20 protein-coding genes, 1 tRNA gene and 1 pseudogene are annotated in these 20,887 nt (G+C 51.1%); 11 read left to right on the forward strand and 11 right to left on the reverse strand.

The window, feature by feature from the left end; all coding sequences use genetic code 11:
- The 7 genes from ACRDD5_RS10275 to ACRDD5_RS10305 form a co-directional block, all read left to right on the forward strand.
- The coding region (locus ACRDD5_RS10275) for an amidohydrolase family protein (protein ID WP_438676694.1) at positions 1-853 on the forward strand (853 nt) is incomplete at its 5' end.
- Positions 854-912: 59 nt separating this feature from the next.
- Positions 913-2,217 carry an MFS transporter gene (locus ACRDD5_RS10280; protein WP_438676695.1) on the forward strand — a complete coding sequence of 435 codons (1,305 nt, stop codon included), beginning with the start codon at positions 913-915 and terminating at the stop codon, positions 2,215-2,217.
- A 39-nt stretch (positions 2,218-2,256) separates the two neighbouring features.
- Entirely contained in the window at positions 2,257-3,174 is a 918-nt protein-coding gene (locus tag ACRDD5_RS10285; protein ID WP_438676696.1) for a dihydrodipicolinate synthase family protein, read from the forward strand.
- Between the two features lie 4 nt (positions 3,175-3,178).
- Positions 3,179-3,511, forward strand: a complete 333-nt coding sequence (locus tag ACRDD5_RS10290; RefSeq protein WP_271284482.1) for an L-rhamnose mutarotase — start codon at positions 3,179-3,181, stop codon at positions 3,509-3,511.
- Positions 3,512-3,725: 214 nt separating this feature from the next.
- Complete coding sequence (locus ACRDD5_RS10295) at positions 3,726-4,856, forward strand: Gfo/Idh/MocA family protein (RefSeq protein ID WP_271284483.1); 1,131 nt, start codon at positions 3,726-3,728, stop codon at positions 4,854-4,856.
- Positions 4,853-5,752: a sugar phosphate isomerase/epimerase family protein gene (locus ACRDD5_RS10300; RefSeq protein ID WP_438676697.1), complete on the forward strand. Its 900-nt coding sequence runs from the start codon at positions 4,853-4,855 to the stop codon at positions 5,750-5,752. Before ACRDD5_RS10295 ends, ACRDD5_RS10300 begins: the two co-directional genes overlap by 4 nt.
- A 165-nt stretch (positions 5,753-5,917) precedes the next feature.
- Positions 5,918-6,232, forward strand: a complete 315-nt coding sequence (locus ACRDD5_RS10305; protein ID WP_271284485.1) for a hypothetical protein — start codon at positions 5,918-5,920, stop codon at positions 6,230-6,232.
- Positions 6,233-6,567: 335 nt separating this feature from the next.
- Here ACRDD5_RS10305 and ACRDD5_RS10310 read toward each other — a convergent pair whose 3' ends face one another.
- The 5 genes and pseudogenes from ACRDD5_RS10310 to ACRDD5_RS10330 form a co-directional block, all read right to left on the reverse strand.
- Positions 6,568-8,352, reverse strand: coding sequence for a P-loop NTPase fold protein (locus ACRDD5_RS10310; RefSeq protein ID WP_438676698.1), 1,785 nt, complete (start codon positions 8,350-8,352; stop codon positions 6,568-6,570).
- A pseudogene (locus ACRDD5_RS10315) lies at positions 8,342-8,668 on the reverse strand (tyrosine-type recombinase/integrase); the annotation flags it as partial. The pseudogene ACRDD5_RS10315 and the gene ACRDD5_RS10310, both read right to left, overlap by 11 nt.
- A 28-nt stretch (positions 8,669-8,696) precedes the next feature.
- Positions 8,697-9,359 carry a hypothetical protein gene (locus ACRDD5_RS10320; RefSeq protein ID WP_438676699.1) on the reverse strand — a complete coding sequence of 221 codons (663 nt, stop codon included), beginning with the start codon at positions 9,357-9,359 and terminating at the stop codon, positions 8,697-8,699.
- A 111-nt stretch (positions 9,360-9,470) separates the two neighbouring features.
- On the reverse strand, positions 9,471-10,253 hold the full coding sequence (locus tag ACRDD5_RS10325) for a hypothetical protein (RefSeq protein WP_438676700.1): 783 nt from the start codon (positions 10,251-10,253) through the stop codon (positions 9,471-9,473).
- Between the two features lie 149 nt (positions 10,254-10,402).
- A tRNA-Ile gene (locus ACRDD5_RS10330) sits at positions 10,403-10,478 on the reverse strand.
- 124 nt (positions 10,479-10,602) lie between these two features.
- Here ACRDD5_RS10330 and mug point away from each other — a divergent pair.
- Complete coding sequence (mug, locus tag ACRDD5_RS10335; RefSeq protein WP_438676701.1) at positions 10,603-11,109, forward strand: G/U mismatch-specific DNA glycosylase; 507 nt, start codon at positions 10,603-10,605, stop codon at positions 11,107-11,109.
- Between the two features lie 128 nt (positions 11,110-11,237).
- Here the strand turns inward: mug and rpoD are convergent, their stop codons facing one another.
- The 3 genes from rpoD to rpsU all read right to left on the reverse strand — a co-directional run bounded on the left by rpoD (position 11,238) and on the right by rpsU (position 15,328).
- Positions 11,238-13,127, reverse strand: coding sequence for an RNA polymerase sigma factor RpoD (rpoD, locus tag ACRDD5_RS10340; RefSeq protein ID WP_271284632.1), 1,890 nt, complete (start codon positions 13,125-13,127; stop codon positions 11,238-11,240).
- A 123-nt stretch (positions 13,128-13,250) separates the two neighbouring features.
- Positions 13,251-14,996: a DNA primase gene (gene dnaG, locus ACRDD5_RS10345; protein ID WP_438676702.1), complete on the reverse strand. Its 1,746-nt coding sequence runs from the start codon at positions 14,994-14,996 to the stop codon at positions 13,251-13,253.
- Positions 14,997-15,112: 116 nt separating this feature from the next.
- Entirely contained in the window at positions 15,113-15,328 is a 216-nt protein-coding gene (gene rpsU / locus ACRDD5_RS10350) for a 30S ribosomal protein S21 (protein WP_001144069.1), read from the reverse strand.
- 236 nt (positions 15,329-15,564) lie between these two features.
- Here rpsU and tsaD point away from each other — a divergent pair, with 236 nt between their 5' ends.
- Entirely contained in the window at positions 15,565-16,578 is a 1,014-nt protein-coding gene (gene tsaD, locus ACRDD5_RS10355) for a tRNA (adenosine(37)-N6)-threonylcarbamoyltransferase complex transferase subunit TsaD (protein WP_438676703.1), read from the forward strand.
- Between the two features lie 153 nt (positions 16,579-16,731).
- Here the strand turns inward: tsaD and plsY are convergent, their stop codons facing one another.
- Positions 16,732-17,340, reverse strand: a complete 609-nt coding sequence (gene plsY, locus ACRDD5_RS10360; RefSeq protein ID WP_438676704.1) for a glycerol-3-phosphate 1-O-acyltransferase PlsY — start codon at positions 17,338-17,340, stop codon at positions 16,732-16,734.
- Between the two features lie 107 nt (positions 17,341-17,447).
- Between plsY and folB the strand changes: the two genes are divergently transcribed.
- Both folB and bacA read left to right on the forward strand, forming a co-directional pair.
- Entirely contained in the window at positions 17,448-17,816 is a 369-nt protein-coding gene (gene folB / locus ACRDD5_RS10365; RefSeq protein WP_438676705.1) for a bifunctional dihydroneopterin aldolase/7,8-dihydroneopterin epimerase, read from the forward strand.
- A gap of 105 nt (positions 17,817-17,921) precedes the next feature.
- The gene (gene bacA / locus ACRDD5_RS10370) at positions 17,922-18,740 is read left to right on the forward strand and encodes an undecaprenyl-diphosphate phosphatase (RefSeq protein WP_438676706.1); all 819 of its coding nucleotides are present in this window, start codon (positions 17,922-17,924) and stop codon (positions 18,738-18,740) included.
- 10 nt (positions 18,741-18,750) lie between these two features.
- On the opposite strand, the gene ACRDD5_RS10375 is transcribed toward bacA, so the two are convergent.
- Positions 18,751-19,992, reverse strand: coding sequence for a multifunctional CCA addition/repair protein (locus ACRDD5_RS10375; RefSeq protein WP_438676707.1), 1,242 nt, complete (start codon positions 19,990-19,992; stop codon positions 18,751-18,753).
- Between the two features lie 61 nt (positions 19,993-20,053).
- A complete protein-coding gene (locus ACRDD5_RS10380) occupies positions 20,054-20,674 on the reverse strand; it encodes a TIGR04211 family SH3 domain-containing protein (RefSeq protein WP_271284508.1) in 621 nt (206 codons plus the stop codon).
- Between the last annotated feature and the right edge of the window lie 213 nt (positions 20,675-20,887).

Raw genomic sequence — 20,887 nt, forward strand, 5'->3', positions numbered from 1 at the left:
TCATCTGTGGGATCCCCGGGTACTGCGCTACGACTGGCTGAATGCGGTGCCTGCGCTCAATAGCCCGCAACTGCCTGCCCAGCGGGCGCACGCAGGGGACATCCCGGAGGCGGCGATTGTGGTGCAGGCTGACTGTGCGGCGGAACAGGCGCTGGACGAGGTGATGTGGATTAACCAGCTGGCCGAGGATTCGCCTTTTCACCTTGCAGGCATTGTGGCCTGGGCACCGTTAGAAGAGGGCGACGCGGTGGTGGCGCACCTGCGGCAGCTGCGCGCCATGCCCCGCGTGGTGGGCGTACGTCGTTCATTACAAAACGAACCTGATGCGTTGTTCTACGATGGCCATTATCGTGCCGGTCTGCTGGCGGCGGCACGGGAGGGATTTGTCCTCGACCTGTGCGTTCGGGCGCGTCAGCTTCCGGCCGTGCATCATCTCCTGAGCTGGCTGTACAGCCAGCATCCTGACGCGAAGGTCGTGCTGGATCACATGGGGAAGCCGGGAATTATCCATAACGCGTGGCACGAATGGCAATGCGCCATCGAGACGTTAGCCGCTTTTCCCGCTTTACGCTGCAAAATTTCTGGCTTGCCAACCGAAGCGGACTGGCAGCACTGGAGCCCGGCGCACATTGTGCCGTGGATCCAGCATGCTGTGCAGGTGTTTGGCCCGCGACGGTGTTTATTTGGTAGCGACTGGCCGGTAGTCAATCTGGCTGGCGGCTATGCGCGCTGGAAGCAGTGTGTCGAGATGGCGATTGCCGATCTTTGCGTCGCCGACAGGCAGGCCATTATGGCCGGGAATGCACGCGAGGTTTATTTATCACAGTCAGGAGAGCCGTTTAATCATCACTAAAGTCAGGATGACGTTTATTTCGCATTACCCTACGCAAAATAATAATTGAGGAAATAAGCATGTCTGATAATAGTCATATCCTGCACCCGACAAAGACAGGCAACAGCGTTAAGGATAATCCTGCAGACAATACATTGCTGGTGACCGGAAGAAAAAAGCGGATCCTGTTGGCGTCGTTATTTAGCAACTTTTTTGTCTTGCTGGCCCTGTACTGCGGCGTTATTTCCGTGCTGTTGCCGAACCACATCGCGCAAATCGATCCTGCCAATAAAGCCAACAACCTGGCCATTGTCATGACGTCGGCCCTGCTGTTTACCATTTTTGCGCAACCCATTGCCGGGGCATTGTCCGACCGCTGCCGGTCAACCTGGGGGCGTCGTTCACCGTGGATTGTGGGGGGCGCCCTCATCGGCGGGCTGGCGATTTTTGGTATTTCGATGACCACCACGGTGGCCGGCATCGCCGTCTTCTGGCTGATGGCGGCGATCTCGCTCAACTGTATGAATGGCCCTTTAGCTACGGTGGTTGCTGACCGCTTCCTGCCGGAAAACCGCGGCATTGCCTCCGGTTTTGTCGGGGCGGGATCGACCGCGGGCGGTACGGTTGGCATTATTATTGCTGGCTACCTGGCCTGGAACCTGCAGCTTGGCTATCTGGTGTTTGGCCTGGCGATCGTCGCCTGTTGCACCGCCTTTGTCCTGATCAACCGTGAGCCCTCAACCCGGACGCTGGAGGTTGAACCCTTCCGTTGGAGGACCTTTTTCAAAAGCTTTTGGGTCAGTCCGCGTCATTACCCCGATTTTGGCTGGGCGTTCTTCGGTCGCTTCGCCATGTTCCTGGGGTACCAGGGGGTGGTGACGTATCAGCTGTATATTCTGCAGGATTACATCGGGTTAAGCGTTAAAGACGCCAACTACGCCATCGGTACAATCTCGCTGATTACCCTGGTCACGCTGCTGTTCTCCGGCCTGGTATCGGGTTATCTGTCTGATAAGTTTCAACGGCGCAAAATCTTTGTCTTTGCCTCCAGTATTCTGATGGCCGCAGGCCTGGTGATCCCCTTACTGGTTCCGACCCTGAACGGCATGTATTACTACGCGGCCATTCTCGGTCTGGACTACGGGGCTTATACCTCTATCGATATGGCGCTGATGACTCAGGTATTACCGGGTGGCGGCAAACAGGCGGGAAAAGACATGGGGATTCTGACTATCGCGACCGTTTTACCTCAGTCGTTCAGCCCTGTTTTATCCGCATGGTTGTTATCAACCTTTAATAATGATTATTCGACACTGTTTATCGCGGCAATTATATTTGTGTTTGCCTCATCCTTCTTTGTATTACCGATAAAATCAGTTAAATAAAATAGCGTTATGTTCAGATAATCATCCCAGGAGAAGATAATGAATCAGCCTCGTTTTAGTGGTGTTATTCCCCCGGTTCCGACACTGTTTGATGCAAACGGTGAATTTGATGAGGTCGCCCAGGCGACATTAATTGAACATTTACTCGCTTCGCCGGTAGATGGCCTGTTCTTCCTCGGCAGCGCCGGTGAGTTCGCCCATATGTCAGACGCCCAGCGCGAGCAGGTGGCCGCGTTCTGTGTGCGCCAGGTTGCCGGCAGAAAACCGGTGCTGATCGGCATAGCATACTGCGGCACGCAACAAACGATCGACGCGGGCCTGCATGCTCAGCGCATCGGCGCCAGCGGCGTGGTGGTGGTCAACCCGTGGTACAACCCGCTCAGCGACGCCAATTTGCTGCGCCATTACCAGTTGATTGCCGCTGCACTGGAGCTGCCGATCCTGCTGTATAACTTCCCGGCACTCACCGGGCAGCCCCTGCCTGTGCATATCATTCGTGAGCTGGCGTTAAGCTGCCCCAATATCGTGGGCCTGAAGGATACTGTCGATACCCTGTCGCATATTCGTGAAACGATCCACGCGGTGAAGCCGCATCGTCCCGATTTTGCTATTTTTGCCGGTTATGATGAGTACCTGCTGGGAACGCTGATTCTGGGGGGTGACGGCTGTATTCCGGCCAGCGCCAACTTTGCGCCGCAACTCACCTGTGGGATCCTGGATGCCTTCCGCAAACAGGATTTCTCACGGGCGGTAGAACTGCAGCAATCTCTCTCCTGGATCCCACCGCTTTACAGTATGGATCTCCCTTTCTATAACGCCGTGAAGTATGCCTTACAGCTTATCGGGCTGGATATTCCGGTTCATTCTCTACCGCCCGCATCGCCACTTACTGAAGAGATGAAAGTGGAGATCAGGCATATTCTGCAGCGTGCCGGTGTGATTGATAATAAGGACTAGCCTGATGGGAAAAATACGCCGCTTTGGCTGCGTGGTGCAGGTCCGGCCGGAAAAGCTGGACTATTATAAGGCGCTGCACGCAAACCCGTGGCCAGAAGTGAACGCCATGATTAAAGCGTGCAACTTACGTAATTTCTCTATTTATTATAAAAACGGGCTGTTATTCAGTTACCTGGAATACAGCGGGGATAACTACCCAGCCGATCAGGCAAAAATGGCCGCCCACCTGCAAACGCAGGAATGGTGGCAACAAACCGGACCCTGCCAGAAACCGCTGGACGGCGAGCCAGAGGGAACCTTGTGGGTCGAGATGGAAGAGATATACCACCTCGATTAATCGGCACGTAACGGCATCTCTTTCTGACCCCGCGGCATGTTAATGGCGCGGGGCTTTTTTATCTGCACGGGGGAGGGCTGATATGAGCTTACTCACATAACCGTTCCCCTGAGATTTGTATCCATATGGCAGAGAATTCTGCCTATGACACTCTTTTGCCAGGCCGACTACAGTGAATTCACCGCTCGCTACTTCACTGTGATTACGGGGTTTTATGGACACGCTATTACGTCAATTAGAGCAGGCCACACGACCCGCTCTGCCCAAACGACTGGATTATAAAATCGGGGTTATCGGCGCCGGTTTTATTGTTGAGCATTGCCATCTGGTGGCCTATCAGAAGGCCGGATTTAATACCGTCGGTATTACCTCCCGGGAACAAAATCATTGTCACCGGCTCGCCGAATTATTTGGCATCCATAAAGTTTACGAAACGTGGCAGGAGATGGTCTGCGACCCGAACATCGAGATTATTGATATTGCGGTTCCCCCGCATGTCCAGCTTGAGATCGTGCGCTTTATTTGCGGACCCCATTCTCCCGCCCGCCATATTAAAGGCATTCTGTGCCAGAAGCCGCTGGCGATGTCGCTGGATGCGGGGCACGAGATGGTGCGTCTCAGTGAACAGAGCGGTATTCCCATCGCGGTTAACTCCAATATGCGCTACGACCCGTCGATGCGTGCATTGAAATACATCCTTGAGAATCAACTGATTGGCAGCCCGGTTATTGCCAGTATTGATATGCGAGCCATTCCAGACTGGCAGCTCTTTTTGCAGCAGTATAAAAAGCTGGAGTTGTATGCCATGGCGATCCATCACATCGATGCCTTCCGCTTTTTATTTGGCAACCCGCTCAAAGTCACTGCGATATGCCGGACAGATCCCCGTACCACATTCGCCCATACCGATGGCATCACCCAGTACAGCTTCCAGTACGCGAATGGTCTTATCGCCACCAGCCTGGATGACGTGTGGGCCTGGCCGGGTGAACCCTGCGCAAAAAATAACTATATCAACTGGCGCGTAGAGGGCACCGACGGCCTTGCGGAAGGGGATTTTGGCTGGCATCGCCGCGAGCCGGATTATTGCGGCAGCACGTTGAAGCTGGCGACGCGAAATAACCCCGGAGAGTGGGTGACGCCGCGGTGGGAACGGCAATGGTTCCCGGATGCCTTTATTGGCACGATGGCCAATTTACTGTGTGCAATTGAAGAGGGGACAGAGCCCCTCCTCAGTGCCAAAGACAACCTCAGTACCCTGGCCTGCATTGAAGCTTGCTATGTCTCTATTCAGGAAGAGAGAACCGTTTATCTCAATGAAATTCTACTGGAGAATACACAATGATTAACGTCGGCATTTTCACCGGTTATTACCCGGGCACCCTGAATCACACCATCGCCAAAATTCAGCAGGCGGGCATGGGCTGCGTGCAGCTGGATCTTGAGTTCACCGATGTGGATCTGCGCCGGGGGCATATCACGGTAGAAAAAGCACATCAGGTGCGGGACGCCTTTCGCCGGGCGTCGCTGCCGATCGTGGCGATTTCGGCCTATACCAACCTGGTGCATCCGGATCCGGTGAAGCGTGCCGAGAATATCGCCGCGGTGAAAGAGATCCTCGCCCACGCCCGTGATTTTGGCACCCCTTACGTCATCAGCGAAACGGGAACCTATAACACCGACAGCGACTGGCTGTACGATCCTAAAAACAGTACCGAAGAGGCGTATCAGGAGTTTAAAGCGATCGCCAAAGATCTGGCGACCTTTGCGTATGAACATAACGCGGTATTTTTAGTCGAGAACTACGTTAACAATATTATCGGTTCGGTCGCGCAGGTTGCCAGACTGCTGCGCGAGGTCGACCACCCTGGTATTGGCTTGGCGCTGGATCCCACCAACTATTTTGACGATAGCAACATCGAGGCCATCGACCACACTCTGCACAGCATTTTTGACGTGCTGGAGAGCAAAATCAAAATTGCCCACGCCAAAGATTGCAAACGAACCGATGCGGTCGCCGAGAAATTTGGTGGCGGGGCAGCAGAGCATAATAGCTTCCGTGGGGCGGGCTCGGTCGAGCTGCCGGCAGCCGGATTAGGGGCGCTGAACTATCCGCTGTATTTGAATCTGCTGGCGCAAAAATACCCGAATATCCCGCTGATTATTGAGCATGTGGATGAGGATGATATTCCACGCGCCAAAAGCTTTGTCGATGAGGTTTTGATGGTGACGGGGGGCTGAGGCAATGTCTGCGTTTTCGCCACTGACAGGGCTGAAGATGACGTTTTTTCCAGTTCAATATAATTAATATTTCCCTGGTTGATACGAAAAGCATCGACGCGCATCATGGTTGCCGAGGAAACGGACGTTGTCCTCGGCAACTAAATGCAATCATGGATCTGAATTATGCAACTGATGAAACTGGAAGATGATGTTGTCCTGCGCGTCAAAGGAATGGAAAAACTCTTAGAAGGGATCGTGCGAGAACTCAAAGCCAATAAAGGCGAGGTCGATGAGTTTATAAGAGATGACATTCAACATTTTCGGCATTGTTCAAAAGATATTATTACCCATTATGTCAGCCAGACGCGCACCGCTCGCAACTTGCTTGAAAACGTCACCATCAGCAATCGTAAGCGGATGCGGGTGATGGCGCAGCATAACTGGGTGTATGGCATCACTTTTGGTATGGCTATCTCGCTGGTTTTCCAGATGATGTAAGGGTCGTTACGTTTAGCGAGAGGGGTGAAGGCCTCTCTCGCTTTTTCATGGGCGCGAGTTGCTGTTCTCGCAGAACAGGTGCACAAATGTGTGGCGCGGTATGGATGGTGTTTAAACGCAAAAGGGCTGGAGATTTCTCTCCAGCCCTTGCTGTATCTGGTGGCCCCTGCTGGACTTGAACCAGCGACCAAGCGATTATGAGAACCATAACGACCAACATAAAAACAATAACTTAGTTATAAATCAGTGATGTAGGAAGCCAATATCATCCTATGTTGTCCAATGAACTTAAGCTACTGCGACACTTTTGCGACATTTCTGCGCTTTACTTTCAGCTATAACTCCATTAGTAATCTGGATATTCTTAGTCTGTCTATCCCGGAAGCCTTTGAGGCGCGATGCCGAATATTCATTTTGACATACTTTAACCAACGCCCTTCTTTTTTTAGATCGTTATGTAATGCCCCTGCACTATAGCGATTAACTAAAGCCGTTCTGACTTTATGCCATTGTGCTAAGTCAATGCTAAGCCACATATCAACAAATTCATGAGGTTTGAAAGCAGATAAGACATCAATATATCCAAATCTGTTGATTTCTTTTAACCCATTTCTGGATATTTGATCGCAAAATAGAGATGTATTATTTTGTAGGTTTTCTTTTAATTCAACTAAGTAAGATGAATATTGTTTCCTTAGGGATATGTATTCTTGATCCTTAAAGATTTTGTTCAATTTTTTAGAGTAATGTTTATATGAATCTTTTATCCAAAAACCATATCCATAAGCAGAGTCTCTGTAATGTCCGTAATCTTCAAAACGGTCTGCTGGAGGGAGTTTATTATTTGCTTGTAGTTTTTTTAAATATTCTAAAAAAAACATAAAGACTTCATCTATGCTTTTATCAATATGCTTTGCTTCGGACAACATAAAAAGCAGGTTGATTGAATGTAAGATTTCTCCTTTATCTATTATTTCTAATTTTTCGAATTGTGAATATAAATCTGTCAGAGCTTTATTTACTTGAGATGTTTCAAATGAGTCGAAATTCATGATTGTATACCATGGACCTTTGCTTTCCGCTTTCATGAAATGCCGACTATCATTGATGCTATTCACTATTGCGGTTTTGTTATAAAGCCCATTGACAATAGTTTCAATTAGAATTTCATTTGATAATAAATCACTATCCATATTCAAGGGGGTTTCATGTTTTTTATAGTTCTCTTTTATTTCATCAAGTATTTCTTTAGTTCCATTTTTATTTTTATTGACGTAATAGAGAACGGAGTTTCTTGCATCAATTTCATTTTCACTAATCTTTCCCAATCTGTAATTTATATCTAATGCTGTGAATAAAGTAAAAAGCTCGGACAATAAATGGTTGTTTTTATTTAAATGATCAGGAATACAAGAAAGCATTCTTGCGCAGTCATTGATTATATAATCTAATACTCGCAATGATTGGCATTCGGATGCTAAAAAGGACTTATAGACAATTTCTTTAATACTATTAAATGCATAGGGAGTTTTACTTTTTTCTATGAAGCGGCTAAAAGCACCGTCTATGTCTGGGGAAACTTTAATAATTTGACCAAATATCTTCTCTTTTTTATCTGTTAGATCTGAATTCAGTTTATCATCATGTGCAATAACAATTACTTTGCATTCGTGATGTTCAACGTATTTATTAACTGCACCAAATATATCTTCTAACTTAATACTGCAGCGCTCTAAATCATCGAATACTATTGGCTTAGAGTTATCTACCTTTTCTTTTATAATGGCGTTGGCTATATTCCCAATTAAAGGACCTAACGTAAGTGTAACATCATTGGCTTTCATACTAGAATTGCCAAACCAATTTAGAACTTTCCTCGCGCGTGACCGGGTTGGATACATTTTTACAAATACGGCAGAATGCACTTCTTGTATAGTAGTTAGCCCAAATAAGCTAATATAAAACTTCTCATTATCTTTCAGAATGTTATTTATTAAATGAGTTTTCCCTACGCCCCACTCACCCTTAACCAGCACGGCATATTTAGGGTTTTTTAAATCTTTATAGTATGAAATGTATGATGAAAGCTTTTCATTTCTTGATTCATTATCAGTTTTCATTTTCTCCACCACGAAAATTTAATGGATTTAATTTTAACGTTTCTTCTAAATGATTTGGGGCAAAGTGAGCGTACCGCATAGTCATTTTAATATCAGTGTGACCTAGAATTTTTTGCAACACAAGTATGTTTCCGCCGTTCATCATAAAATGAGATACAAATGTGTGTCTGAGTACGTGCGTAAGCTGCCCGGCGGGTAATTCAATTCCTGCCCTTTCGAGTGCCGATCTGAAAGCGTAATAACATGGGCTAAAAAGAGCGCCGTTTTTCCTTGGTAGTTCAGCAATAAGTTCTGAATCTAGCGGGATGGTGCGGCTTTCGATTAACGATTCAAAACTGAAAAAGTCAGAATGAAGATTGATGTATTGTCATTAGGAGAATTGTTAGGGCTGTTGTCCACGCAATCACATGGGGTATGTAATGCTGCCCTACTGAAGGTGTATCAAAAAGGCGAATTGTTAGAAATTTCACCTCAAAAAGCAGGCACTTCCAATAACCCAGATTTAAAGGGGTAAGCGTTCCGTTCTTGATGTTGCTCGCTTTTGGTCCGAAATGTACGAACATACCCCCACCGGTAGCATCGTTTCCGAAATATGAAAACTTAAATCTCCGAGCTAGCAACCCTCTCTCATAATGAACGTAGTTTCCGGCAGCTGTCTGGGGGATTTTGGAATCTGGCCATGGCCATTTGCACACACCATAGACTCCTGGAAATCCAGCTTTCTTAGCTGAGAAAGCTTTGTGAACGAAGCCTGAATCGTTCAGTTTGTTTTGGATTAATTTGTCTATTTCAGGTTTATTTTCATGTAAGGAGAGAACCATAAAGCGCTGCCAAAGCAATAACCAAACGACAGCCAGGATAAGTGGCACAGCTTTTGGGGCCTGAAATGAAACGCCAGAACCTCCAATTGCTATTGTGTCTGAAACTGAGCCAGTTCCTGTGAACAGAGCAATCAGAGCTAACGATACTGTAATCAGGAGGACTAAAACGGTATTCACTTTATCCATATAAAGAATCGCACCTTCTATCTCTGTCGCCACCTTACCGACAATTGGGTTTCAGGATGGCTATAACATAATGATTTTTTGAGTGATCAGCATGTTGGTAAACAGTAACTATTAACCATTTAGGCTGCCAGCTTTTGCCTTCCTAAAATCAGCTTCTGATCGCTCTCTAATTTTATTCGCTTGTTCTAATGCAGATTCGATCCGTGAAGAGATACTTTGTGAATGGCCTAATTCATGGATAGAATTTTCAATCTGAAATTCTTTCAAGCACTCCAAGGCTAACCTAAGGCTACGTTCAGATTGATGGCTAATGTAGTTAAAAATATTAGAAGGTACTTGTCCTTCTCTTTTCCACCAGTCTTTTACAAAGGTTTCAAGTTCAAAGAGAGAGTCGTAATAAGTTATCAATTTAACGGCCTTATCCCCTGGTAAGTCACTGAATTGATTTACATTTGGATATAGCAAGGGAAGGTAGGGTAGAAAATCTTCCTTTTTATCACCTAGGTCAACCGTATCTTGAATGCCAGGATGTAAGGGATATGTAAGCACGCCTCTTCTATTGTTTTCTCGGGCGGTGCTACTGTAGTTGATTATTGCACGGTCCTGAATTTTAAGAACTCTAACTACAGTTCGTAAAAGTTCAGGGGTTAGATATTTTTGTGCATCGCTTTCTTTTTGTTTCTTCGACTCTATTTCTTTTTTACGTAAATTGAAATCTGAGATCCATGCACCGAGTAAAGACGCACCGGCACCGAATAGTGCCCCTGATACAGCTGAAAACGCCATTGTTAGAAGGAATATCATCCCTAGAGCGAAAAGTAGTATTGATGGGCCTAGGTGCGGGTTGGTTCTGAAAAAAACCAATACTGAATGCAATGCATTTTTCACTTTCATGACATCTGAACCTCTCATCCTAGCAAGGGGCGTTCCTTTTGGGGATAGGATTTACAATCTTATGCGACACTTTTGCGACAACTACTAACAGATAGAAAAAAGCCACCTTAGGAAAGGTGGCGTAACATTCTGTTTTAAAGGCTAAAATTTGGTGGCCCCTGCTGGACTTGAACCAGCGACCAAGCGATTATGAGTCGCCTGCTCTAACCACTGAGCTAAGGGGCCGTGGCGGAGGATTATAAAGTAACTCCTCGCGGCAATCCAGCTATACGCGCCTGCCTGCTGTTTTTATAAACAACGCATTTTCAATCCTTTATACTTGCAGAGTTTTCTATCAGCAGGAGTAAAAATGATCGGCGATATTCTTGCACCCGGACTGCGGGTGGCATTCTGTGGAATCAACCCGGGTAAGTCATCTGCCCATACGGGTTTTCACTTTGCACATCCCGGAAACCGTTTCTGGAAGGTGATTTACCAGGCTGGGTTTACCGACAAGCTGTTGAAGCCGGAAGAGGAGCAGCAGCTGCTGGATACCCGCTGCGGTATTACCATGCTGGTCGAGCGGCCCACGGTGCAGGCAAGCGAAGTAAATCTGCATGAGCTTCGCAGCGGCGGGCGTGAACTGATTAAGAAGATAGAGGACTATCAGCCAGCGGCGCTGGCGATCCTCGGTAAGCAGGCGTATGAGCAGGCGTTCAGCCAGCGTGGGACACAGTGGGGCAAACAGAGCATCACCATCGGAGTGACTCAGGTGTGGGTGCTGCCAAATCCAAGTGGGCTGAACAGGGCGACGCTGGAGAAGCTGGTGGAAGCGTATCGGGAGCTGGATGAGGCGCTGGTGGTGCGGGGGCTGTAGGATCTGTGCGGCGTGATGCCCTCACCCTGACCCTCTCCCCCAGGGAGAGGGAAAAAACCGAGGCATGCCCGTTCAGGTCGCAGACATAAAAAAAGCTCCCATTGGGAGCTTTTTCAATTCCGGCGAAATTAATCGTCCAGGAAGCTACGCAGTACTTCAGAGCGGCTCGGGTGGCGCAGTTTGCGCAGGGCCTTCGCTTCGATCTGACGGATACGCTCACGGGTAACGTCGAACTGTTTACCCACTTCTTCCAGCGTGTGGTCGGTGTTCATGTCGATACCGAAACGCATACGCAGGACTTTCGCTTCACGGGCGGTCAGGCCAGCCAGAACGTCGTGGGTGGCGGCACGCAGGCTCTCAGTGGTGGCTGAGTCCAGCGGCAGCTCGAGGGTGGTATCCTCGATGAAATCACCCAGATGCGAATCTTCATCGTCGCCGATTGGCGTTTCCATGGAGATAGGCTCTTTGGCGATTTTCAGCACTTTACGAATTTTGTCTTCCGGCATCAGCATGCGCTCAGCCAGCTCTTCTGGCGTCGGCTCGCGACCCATCTCCTGCAGCATCTGGCGGGAAATACGGTTGAGCTTGTTGATGGTCTCAATCATATGCACCGGAATACGGATGGTGCGCGCCTGATCCGCGATAGAGCGGGTGATTGCCTGACGGATCCACCAGGTGGCGTAGGTGGAGAACTTATAGCCACGACGGTATTCGAACTTATCAACCGCTTTCATCAGACCGATGTTACCTTCCTGAATCAGATCCAGGAACTGCAGGCCACGGTTGGTGTATTTCTTAGCGATAGAGATAACCAGACGCAAGTTCGCTTCAACCATCTCTTTCTTCGCACGACGGGCTTTCGCTTCGCCGATAGACATGCGACGGTTGATGTCTTTAACCTGCTCGATGGTCAGGCCGGTCTCTTCTTCAATCTGCTGCAGCTTCTGCAGGCCACGATGCACGTCGTCAGACACGTCACGCAGTTTTTCAGACCATGGCTTGTTCATTGCGATCGCCGCGTTGAACCAGGTTTCGCTGGTTTCGTTGCCAGTGAACAGGGTGATGAAGTTTTTCTTCGGCATCTTGCACTGTTCAACGCACACTTTCATGATAATGCGTTCCTGGGTACGTACGCGATCCATCATCACGCGCATGCTGTTAACCAGGTAATCGAACTGTTTTGGCACCAGACGGAACTGTTTAAATACTTCAGACAGTTTCAGGATCTCAGCCTGAGCGGTAGCATGGCTACGGCCTTTGGCTTTGATGGTGTCGCGGGTGATTTCGTACTGGGTACGCAGCTCACCGAATTTCTCACGGGCCAGCTCTGGATCGATGCTGTTGTCGTCATCGCTGCTGTCGTCGTCGCTCTCTTCTTCATCTTCCTCTTCGTCGTCATCCATCTCTTCCTGAGACAGCTCTGAACCGACGTGCGTCGCCGTTGGCGCCATGTCTTCTTCAGCGTTCGGATCGACAAAACCGGTGATCAGATCGGACAGACGCGCTTCTTCCGCTTCAACGCGATCGTACTGCTCGAGCAGATAGGTGATGGCTTCCGGGTATTCAGCAACGGAGCACTGAACCTGGTTGATCCCGTCTTCGATGCGCTTAGCGATGTCAATTTCGCCTTCACGGGTCAACAGTTCAACGGTACCCATTTCACGCATGTACATGCGAACCGGGTCAGTGGTGCGCCCGATTTCAGACTCAACGCTCGACAGAACCTGAGCAGCCGCTTCTTCAGCGTCTTCATCAGTGTTGTTCGAGTTTTCAGCAAGCAACAGATCATCGGCATCCGGTGCTTCTTCCATCACCTGAATGCCCATGTCGTTGATCATTTGGATGATGTCTTCGATCTGATCGGAGTCGACGATATCTTCCGGCAGATGGTCATTGACCTCGGCATAGGTCAGATAGCCTTGCTCCTTACCACGTTGGACAAGAAGTTTCAGCTGTGACTGCGGGTTTTGCTCCATAAGACGGTATCCACACTTATTCGTTTGATTGGTGTCGGCGATGCTGCAGCCAACCTTTAAAGCGAGGGCGTACTTATATTTGTGCCGCTGCCTCTCAGTGCGGCTGTCGGGATCTACCCGAACGATATTCGGCACTTAAGCCGTTAAATACTTTTGTCTTTACGTTTATTTCTTCGCCAGTTCCTGGTTCAACATCCAGAGTTCCCGGCGTTCTTCGCTGCTTAAACCGTGTGTGCGCTCGCGAGCAATCAACTCTTCCTGGCGCAGTTCAAGCATCGAATCAAACATATGGTTGAGCGAGTCGGTGAAGGTCTCTTCAGCGATATCTTTATCTGCTATATCGTCCCACATCGACAGTTTTTCAAGGGTCGCGGAGGCTTTTGTTCCGCGATAGTGCTCTAAAAGTTGTCCGGTGGTCAGACCTGGCTGTGACAAACAAGTGTTGACCAGTTCTGAAAATAAGCCAAGTCCCGGCAGCTTTTCGTGGTTCAGGCCCGTCAGCGAAGGCACTCGCGGTGCCAGTTCCGGGTTTTGCACCAGCAACCCTATCAGTATACGCATGGTTGTGCGTTTTAGCTGGGGAGCGGGGCGAACCGCGTTGCCGTCAGCCAGTTTCGGCATTAAACGTTCAAGCTGGCTGTCATCCAGAATGCCGAGTTTTTTACCCAGCTCCTGGCGCAGATAAATGCGTAAGGTCTCGCCGGGCACCTGGGTGATCAACGGCAGCGCCAGCGTACTGAGCTGTGCACGGCCATCCGGGGTGCTCAAATCCACCTGCGGCATCAGGCTGTTAAACAGAAACGTGGAGAGCGGCTGAGCCTGCTCCATCCGCGCTTCGAATGCCGCTTTACCCTCTTTACGCACCAGCGTATCCGGGTCTTCACCGTCGGGCAGAAACATAAAGCGCAGCTGCCGCCCGTCGGTCATATACGGGAGTGCTGTTTCCAGTGCTCGCCAGGCGGCATCGCGTCCTGCCCGGTCGCCGTCGTAACAGCAGACCACGGTATTCGTCACCCGGAACAGCAGCTGAATATGGTCGGCGGTCGTCGAGGTGCCCAGCGACGCCACAGCATAGTTAATGTCAAACTGTGCCAGAGCCACCACATCCATATAGCCTTCGACCACCAGCAGACGCTGCGGTTCAGCGTTGTCCTGCTGGGCTTCATAAAGTCCGTACAGCTGACGGCCTTTATGGAAAATATCGGTTTCCGGGGAGTTAAGGTATTTCGGCAGGGCATCGCCCAGCACACGACCACCAAAACCAATTACCCGGCCACGCTTGTCGCGAATGGGGAACATCACCCGCTCGCGGAAGCGGTCATAGCTCCGTCCCTGGTCATTGGTGACCAGCATGCCCGCGTCGATGAGGGATTTACGATCTTCGCTATTGCCGCCAAAACGCTTTAACACGTTATCCCAGCCGGGAGGGGCGTAACCAATAGCGAAACGCGCAATAACATCGTCGCTCAGTCCGCGTCGGGTCAGATACTGACGCGCAGGCTCAGCGGCAGGTTGCTTGAGAGACTGTTGATAAAACGCATTCAGGCCGTCCATCAGCTGATACAGCGTTTGCCGTTGATGGCGCTCAATCTGACTGGGTCCGTTGCCTGCTTCATAGGGCACTTCAAGGTTGTGCATGGCAGCCAGCTCTTCGACGGTTTCAACGAACTCGAGCTTATCGTAGTTCATCAGAAAGTCGACGGCGTTGCCGTGCGCGCCACAGCCGAAGCAGTGGTAGAACTGTTTTTCACCGTTCACGGTGAAAGAGGGGGTTTTTTCGTTATGGAACGGACAGCACGCGTGGTAATTCTTGCCCTGCTTTTTCAGCTTAACCCGTGCGTCGATGAGATCAACGATATCGGTTCTTGCCAGCAGGTCATTGATAAATACGCGAGGAATTCGTCCAGCCATAGGCCCCATGAATTTTTAGTAACTCACAAACGAAAATAAGCCGCGCATTCCTTCCGGAAGCACGGCCTTACGACTACTACTCTGTCTGACAATTGAGGACGTGTGTCCCCAACAGATTAGTACAGACGAGTACGGCGTGCGTTTTCGCGAGCCAGTTTCTTCGCGTGACGTTTCACAGCAGAAGCTTTAGCGCGCTTACGTTCGGTCGTTGGTTTTTCATAGAACTCACGACGACGAACTTCAGCCAGAACACCTGCTTTCTCGCATGAACGCTTGAAGCGACGCAGTGCTACGTCGAACGGCTCGTTTTCACGTACTTTAATTACCGGCATGTAACTCTCACCTTTATAAATTCGGTTTGCCGCTGGCATCAACGCCAGCTTATTTCAAAATGGTGCGGAATTTTACTGCAATTGCTGCTGCTTTGTAAAGCACCGCGGCCGTTTTTGAAAGGGACTTTTATAAGGGTGAGGAGTATACACGATGTGAACAGTGGGGGTGAGGAAAGTTTTACATCAACCCGCCCAGGCTCTACACTGCGCGGTATCTGAGTGAGGTAAAACAAGTCATGCGTGTACTGGGTATTGAAACTTCCTGCGATGAAACCGGCATCGCCATTTACGACGATGAAAAAGGGCTGGTCGCCAACCAACTGTATAGTCAGGTGAAATTACATGCTGACTACGGCGGCGTGGTGCCGGAGCTGGCCTCCCGCGACCATGTTCGCAAAACGGTGCCGCTGATCCAGGCGGCGCTGAAAGAGGCGGGCTTAACGGCAAAAGATATCGATGCGGTGGCGTACACTGCCGGTCCGGGGCTGGTTGGCGCGCTGTTGGTAGGCGCAACAATTGGTCGTTCGCTGGCGTTTGCGTGGGATGTTCCGGCTATCCCGGTTCACCATATGGAAGGGCATCTGCTGGCACCGATGCTGGAAGACAATCCGCCACAATTTCCGTTTGTGGCGCTGCTGGTTTCCGGCGGTCACACTCAGCTGATCAGTGTGACGGGTATCGGTGAGTATGCGCTGCTGGGCGAGTCCATTGACGATGCGGCGGGTGAAGCCTTTGACAAAACCGCCAAGCTGCTGGGGCTCGATTATCCCGGTGGTCCGATGCTCTCGAAGATGGCGGCGCAAGGCACCGAAGGACGCTTTGTCTTCCCACGCCCGATGACCGACCGTCCTGGGCTGGATTTCAGCTTCTCGGGCCTGAAAACCTTCGCAGCGAACACCATCCGTAATAATGATAGCGACGACCAGACCCGGGCAGATATTGCTCGCGCGTTTGAAGATGCGGTGGTGGATACGCTGATGATCAAATGCAAACGCGCGCTGGATCAAACGGGCTTTAAGCGCCTGGTAATGGCGGGTGGCGTGAGCGCCAACCGAACTCTGCGTACGAAGCTCGCCGACATGATGCAAAAACGTCGGGGAGAAGTGTTTTACGCTCGCCCGGAATTTTGTACCGATAACGGCGCGATGATCGCCTATGCCGGAATGGTGCGCCTGAAGCCAGACGCCACCGCCGATTTGAGCGTTTCAGTGCGTCCGCGCTGGCCGCTGGCAGAGCTGCCTGCCGTCTGATGAGCAATCCCGGATGTCAGATAGCGATATCAAACATCCGGGTTTTCGCTGACACGATATCTCTTCCATTGGGTGCATGGTGACACGGGATGGTGGTGCCGGTATGCGCGGCAGGGTGTGAAAGAGCAAGGCGAGGTTCTTCAGGCAGTCAGGTTAAGCTTTCTTTTTTCGCTTTAGTTTGGTCCAGATTTTGTTTTCCTGGCGACGCCACAGGCGCTGGATATTGTCATGATGGCGCAGCAGGATCAGGCAGGAGAGCATCGATACCGGGAAGGTGAATTGCGGTTTGAACCACCAGACGTAAAACGGCGCAATCAGCGCGCTGACAATGGCGCCAATGGACGAGTAGCCGCTGAGTAATACGCTTAGCAGCCAGGTGCCCGCCATCACCCCGGTGAGATCCCAGCCAATAGGCGCAATCGCCCCGAATGCGGTGGCCACGCCTTTCCCGCCTTTAAAAGCAAAAAATGCCGGCCATATATGGCCCAGACAGGCGGCAATCGCAATCAGCCCGAGCCAGAATGGCGTCACGCCTAATGCATATGCGCCCCAGACGGGAAGCATTCCTTTCAGAACGTCAAAAATCAAAACCGCTACGGCTGCTCCCTTGCCGCCAATTCGTAGTACATTGGTCGCCCCCGGATTTCCGGAACCACTCTCGCGTGGGTCAGGCAACCCGGCGATACGGCAGACCAGAATGGCGCTGGAGATTGAGCCGCAAAGGTAGGCGATGAGAATCATTCCAGGCGCGATTGCACTCATAACGCTGTTCCGTTTTGAAAATGTCGTTTTGTACTTAGCATCTGTGGATAATACGCATAATTCGCCGGGAGTGGTATCCGGTTTAGCCAAAAACCAGGCAGGTCGTGATGGATATAGTATTTATAGAGCAACTTTCGGTAATCACCACTATTGGGGTGTATGACTGGGAACAGACCATTGAACAGAAGCTGGTGTTCGATATCGAAATGGGCTGGGATAACGCGGCCGCGGCAAAAAGCGATGATGTGAATGACTGTCTGAGCTATGCCGATGTGAGCGAAACCGTCATCAGCCACGTGGAAGGCCATCGGTTTGCGCTGGTGGAGCGCGTGGCGGAAGAGGTAGCCCAACTGCTGCTGAGCCGTTTCAACTCCCCGTGGGTGCGCATTAAAGTCAGCAAACCCGGTGCTGTGGCGCGGGCGGCGAATGTGGGTGTGACCATCGAGCGTAGCCAAAATCTTAAAGGGAATATTTAACGTCATAATTGCTAAACCAATTCCTGATAAATCGGTCTTACAGCTGTTCCTTCTGCGGATGCCCACTGGGTAATCCGTTTTTTCTGTCTTTTTAGGGGTTTATTGATGAGCGATATGCACTCGCTGCTGGTGGCAGCAATTCTGGGTGTGGTCGAAGGATTGACAGAGTTTTTACCGGTTTCCAGTACCGGCCACATGATCATCGTGGGGCACCTGCTGGGATTTGAAGGTGAAACGGCAAAAACCTTTGAGGTGGTGATTCAGTTAGGGTCGATCCTGGCCGTGGTGGTGATGTTCTGGCGTCGCCTGTTTGGCCTGATTGGCATTCACTTTGGTCATCCACCGCATGAAGGCACCGGCAAAGGGCGTCTGACACTGCTGCACATTCTGCTCGGGATGGCACCCGCGGTGGTGCTGGGGCTGATCTTCCACGACACCATTAAGTCGCTGTTTAATCCGATCAACGTGATGTACGCGCTGGTGGTGGGTGGTTTCCTGCTGATCGCTGCCGAAGTGCTGAAGCCGAAAGAGCCACGCGCGCCCGGTCTGGATGACATGACCTACCGTCAGGCGTTTATGATTGGTTGCTTCCAGTGTCTGGCGCTGTGGCCGGGCTTCTCCCGTTCCGGGGCGACCATTTCAGGCGGGATGCTGATGGGCGTGAGCCGCTATGCGGCGTCCGAATTCTCGTTCCTGCTGGCAGTGCCGATGATGATGGGCGCAACCGCGCTCGACCTCTATAAGAGCTATCACTTCCTGACAACGGCCGATATCCCGATGTTTGCCGTCGGCTTTATTGCTGCGTTTATCGTGGCGCTGTTCGCGATTAAAACCTTCCTGACGCTTATCAAGCGCATCTCGTTTATCCCGTTCGCCATCTATCGCTTTATTGTGGCAGCCGCGGTGTACGTGGTGTTCTTCTGATGACCTGCCCTCAGTCTTTCGGCTGAGGGCAACGCTGTTCCTTCCAGTCAGCAACCGCCTGAATCCGTCGTTTGGTTAACTCTTCCCGAATCTCATTGCCTTTAAACCCTGCCTCGACTACGTCTTTGGTGGGCACCGCTTTCGCAATCAGCCAGGCTTCACGCAATAACCGTCCCTGCGGATAGTCGCAGGCTTCAAACCCGGTGCGCCCGCGCACGTCGGCTTCGCTGGTCAGGGCAATCTGTTCCACGCGCTGCGGCTTGCGCCAGGCGTCGATGCTGTCGAACAGCTTGACGATGGTGGCCGGTTTCAGGATAGGGAAGGTGTGGATCAGGTCGTGGAACTCGGCGACCAGCTTTGCCAGATCGCGGATCTCGTTCGGTACCCGCAGGCGCTGACAAATGGCTTCAACCAGCTTCACGCCTGCCGGGCCGTGGCCGTGGTGGCGCGGCCAGAACGCGGGCGGGGTTAACCCTTTGCCGAGATCGTGACACAGGGTGGCAAAGCGCACGTCCACATCCGGGCTGAGCATCGCGGCCATGCTTAAGGTCATCAGCGTATGAATGCCGGTATCGATTTCCGGGTGCCACTTTGCCGGGGCAGGCACGCCAAACAGCGCATCGATCTCCGGAAAAAGGACTTTCAGCGCCCCGCAGTCGCGCAGTACCTGGAAATAGACCTGCGGATTACGCGTGGTGAGCGCATTCTCGGTCTCTTTCCACACCCGTTCCGGCGTGAGATGTTCCAGCTCGCCTGCGGCGGTCATCGCCGTCATTAGGGCCAGGGTTTCATCGGCGATGCGAAAACTCAGGTGTGCGTAGCGGGCAGTAAAGCGCGCCACGCGCAGCACGCGGAGCGGATCTTCAGAAAATGCCGGGGAGACATGGCGCAGAATACGGTTTTGCAGATCGGCTTGACCGCCGTAAGCATCAACGATATGACCGGTTTCATCCTGCGCGAGAGCATTGATGGTCAGATCGCGGCGCTGCAAATCCTCTTCAAGGGTGACGTCCGGGGCGGCATGGCAGGTAAAGCCGGTATAGCCGACGCCGGATTTACGCTCAGTGCGGGCCAGGGCGTACTCCTGCCTGGTTTGAGGATGCAGAAACACAGGGAAATCGCGGCCTACCTGCTGGTAGCCCGCGTCGAGCATCGCCTGAGGGGTGGCACCGACCACCACCCAGTCCTTGTCTTTGACCGGCAGGCCCAACAACGCATCGCGAACCGCACCACCGACCAGATAAATCTTCACGCCACACTCTCCCGTATCCAATGTTGGCAAAATAATACGTAAGTGTGGCAGAGATGACTATTTAGTTCATCCAACGGTCTTTACGTTTACGGCTTGGGATCAGATGCGGCAGAGCCAGACCCACCAGCAGACCCATACCCAGCACGCCGCCGCCATACATAAACCACTGCATGATGATGGTGCGCTGTTTATCGTCCAGCTGCAGGTTAGCAGCGCTCACCTTCTTCTGGGCGACGATCAGCTCGTTTTTCAGCTTCTGGTTTTCATCTTTCAGACCGTTGATCACCCCGTCGCTCTGGGCCACTTTCTGCTGCATCTCGGCAGTGCGCTGGTTCCAGGTGGAGTCGATATTGGTCAGCTTATCGGTCAGGGTTTTAACCTGATTCTCCAGATCCGGCACGCGGGTGCGCAGGCTCGGGCTGGTGCTAAGCTCTTTCAGGGGGATCCACGCGGTACGGCCGCTGCTGTCGCGAACCTGGCCATAGCTGGAGTCCGCATTGCTTTGTAACAGCACCACTTCCTCACCGGCATTAATCGTGCCCACGAGGCGATAATTGTCACCCGGGCCGCTGCGTACCCAGGTATTCAGTTCGTCAGAAACGTAGCGTTTCTCTTCGGCATGGACCACTGTAGCAGCGCTAAGAGCAAGGAAAGTGAGTCCAGTCAGGCGTAATTTAAGCATCGGCAGTCGTTATTTTCATAAAAAGTGGAACGATAGTAGTGGCAACAGTGCGTCCGCGCAAAGTATTCGTCAGTATTCGGAATCCTCCGTGGGTTTCTGGCCACTTCAGCAAAGGCTACGGCGTTCAAATTGCGCATTGCGTGGCAAAGTGACGCAAAATACTATGTACTGACAAAAAAGTGGCGAGTAAGTTCGCCGTAATTTACCCCGCGA

Origin of the sequence: Silvania sp. (genome assembly GCF_051656365.1) — a bacterium.
Taxonomy (GTDB): Bacteria; Pseudomonadota; Gammaproteobacteria; order Enterobacterales; family Enterobacteriaceae; genus Enterobacter; species Enterobacter hatchlandensis.

What these genes read in the sequence shown, in the direction of transcription:
- ACRDD5_RS10280 (WP_438676695.1), top strand. Translation starts at nt 913, where the DNA reads ATGTCTGATAATAGTCATATCCTGCACCCGACAAAGACAGGCAACAGC.
- ACRDD5_RS10285 (WP_438676696.1), top strand. Translation starts at nt 2,257, where the DNA reads ATGAATCAGCCTCGTTTTAGTGGTGTTATTCCCCCGGTTCCGACACTG.
- ACRDD5_RS10290 (WP_271284482.1), top strand. Translation starts at nt 3,179, where the DNA reads ATGGGAAAAATACGCCGCTTTGGCTGCGTGGTGCAGGTCCGGCCGGAA.
- ACRDD5_RS10295 (WP_271284483.1), top strand. Translation starts at nt 3,726, where the DNA reads ATGGACACGCTATTACGTCAATTAGAGCAGGCCACACGACCCGCTCTG.
- ACRDD5_RS10300 (WP_438676697.1), top strand. Translation starts at nt 4,853, where the DNA reads ATGATTAACGTCGGCATTTTCACCGGTTATTACCCGGGCACCCTGAAT.
- ACRDD5_RS10305 (WP_271284485.1), top strand. Translation starts at nt 5,918, where the DNA reads ATGCAACTGATGAAACTGGAAGATGATGTTGTCCTGCGCGTCAAAGGA.
- ACRDD5_RS10310 (WP_438676698.1), bottom strand. Translation starts at nt 8,352, where the DNA reads ATGAAAACTGATAATGAATCAAGAAATGAAAAGCTTTCATCATACATT.
- ACRDD5_RS10320 (WP_438676699.1), bottom strand. Translation starts at nt 9,359, where the DNA reads ATGGATAAAGTGAATACCGTTTTAGTCCTCCTGATTACAGTATCGTTA.
- ACRDD5_RS10325 (WP_438676700.1), bottom strand. Translation starts at nt 10,253, where the DNA reads ATGAAAGTGAAAAATGCATTGCATTCAGTATTGGTTTTTTTCAGAACC.
- mug (WP_438676701.1), top strand. Translation starts at nt 10,603, where the DNA reads ATGATCGGCGATATTCTTGCACCCGGACTGCGGGTGGCATTCTGTGGA.
- dnaG (WP_438676702.1), bottom strand. Translation starts at nt 14,996, where the DNA reads ATGGCTGGACGAATTCCTCGCGTATTTATCAATGACCTGCTGGCAAGA.
- rpsU (WP_001144069.1), bottom strand. Translation starts at nt 15,328, where the DNA reads ATGCCGGTAATTAAAGTACGTGAAAACGAGCCGTTCGACGTAGCACTG.
- tsaD (WP_438676703.1), top strand. Translation starts at nt 15,565, where the DNA reads ATGCGTGTACTGGGTATTGAAACTTCCTGCGATGAAACCGGCATCGCC.
- plsY (WP_438676704.1), bottom strand. Translation starts at nt 17,340, where the DNA reads ATGAGTGCAATCGCGCCTGGAATGATTCTCATCGCCTACCTTTGCGGC.
- folB (WP_438676705.1), top strand. Translation starts at nt 17,448, where the DNA reads ATGGATATAGTATTTATAGAGCAACTTTCGGTAATCACCACTATTGGG.
- bacA (WP_438676706.1), top strand. Translation starts at nt 17,922, where the DNA reads ATGAGCGATATGCACTCGCTGCTGGTGGCAGCAATTCTGGGTGTGGTC.
- ACRDD5_RS10380 (WP_271284508.1), bottom strand. Translation starts at nt 20,674, where the DNA reads ATGCTTAAATTACGCCTGACTGGACTCACTTTCCTTGCTCTTAGCGCT.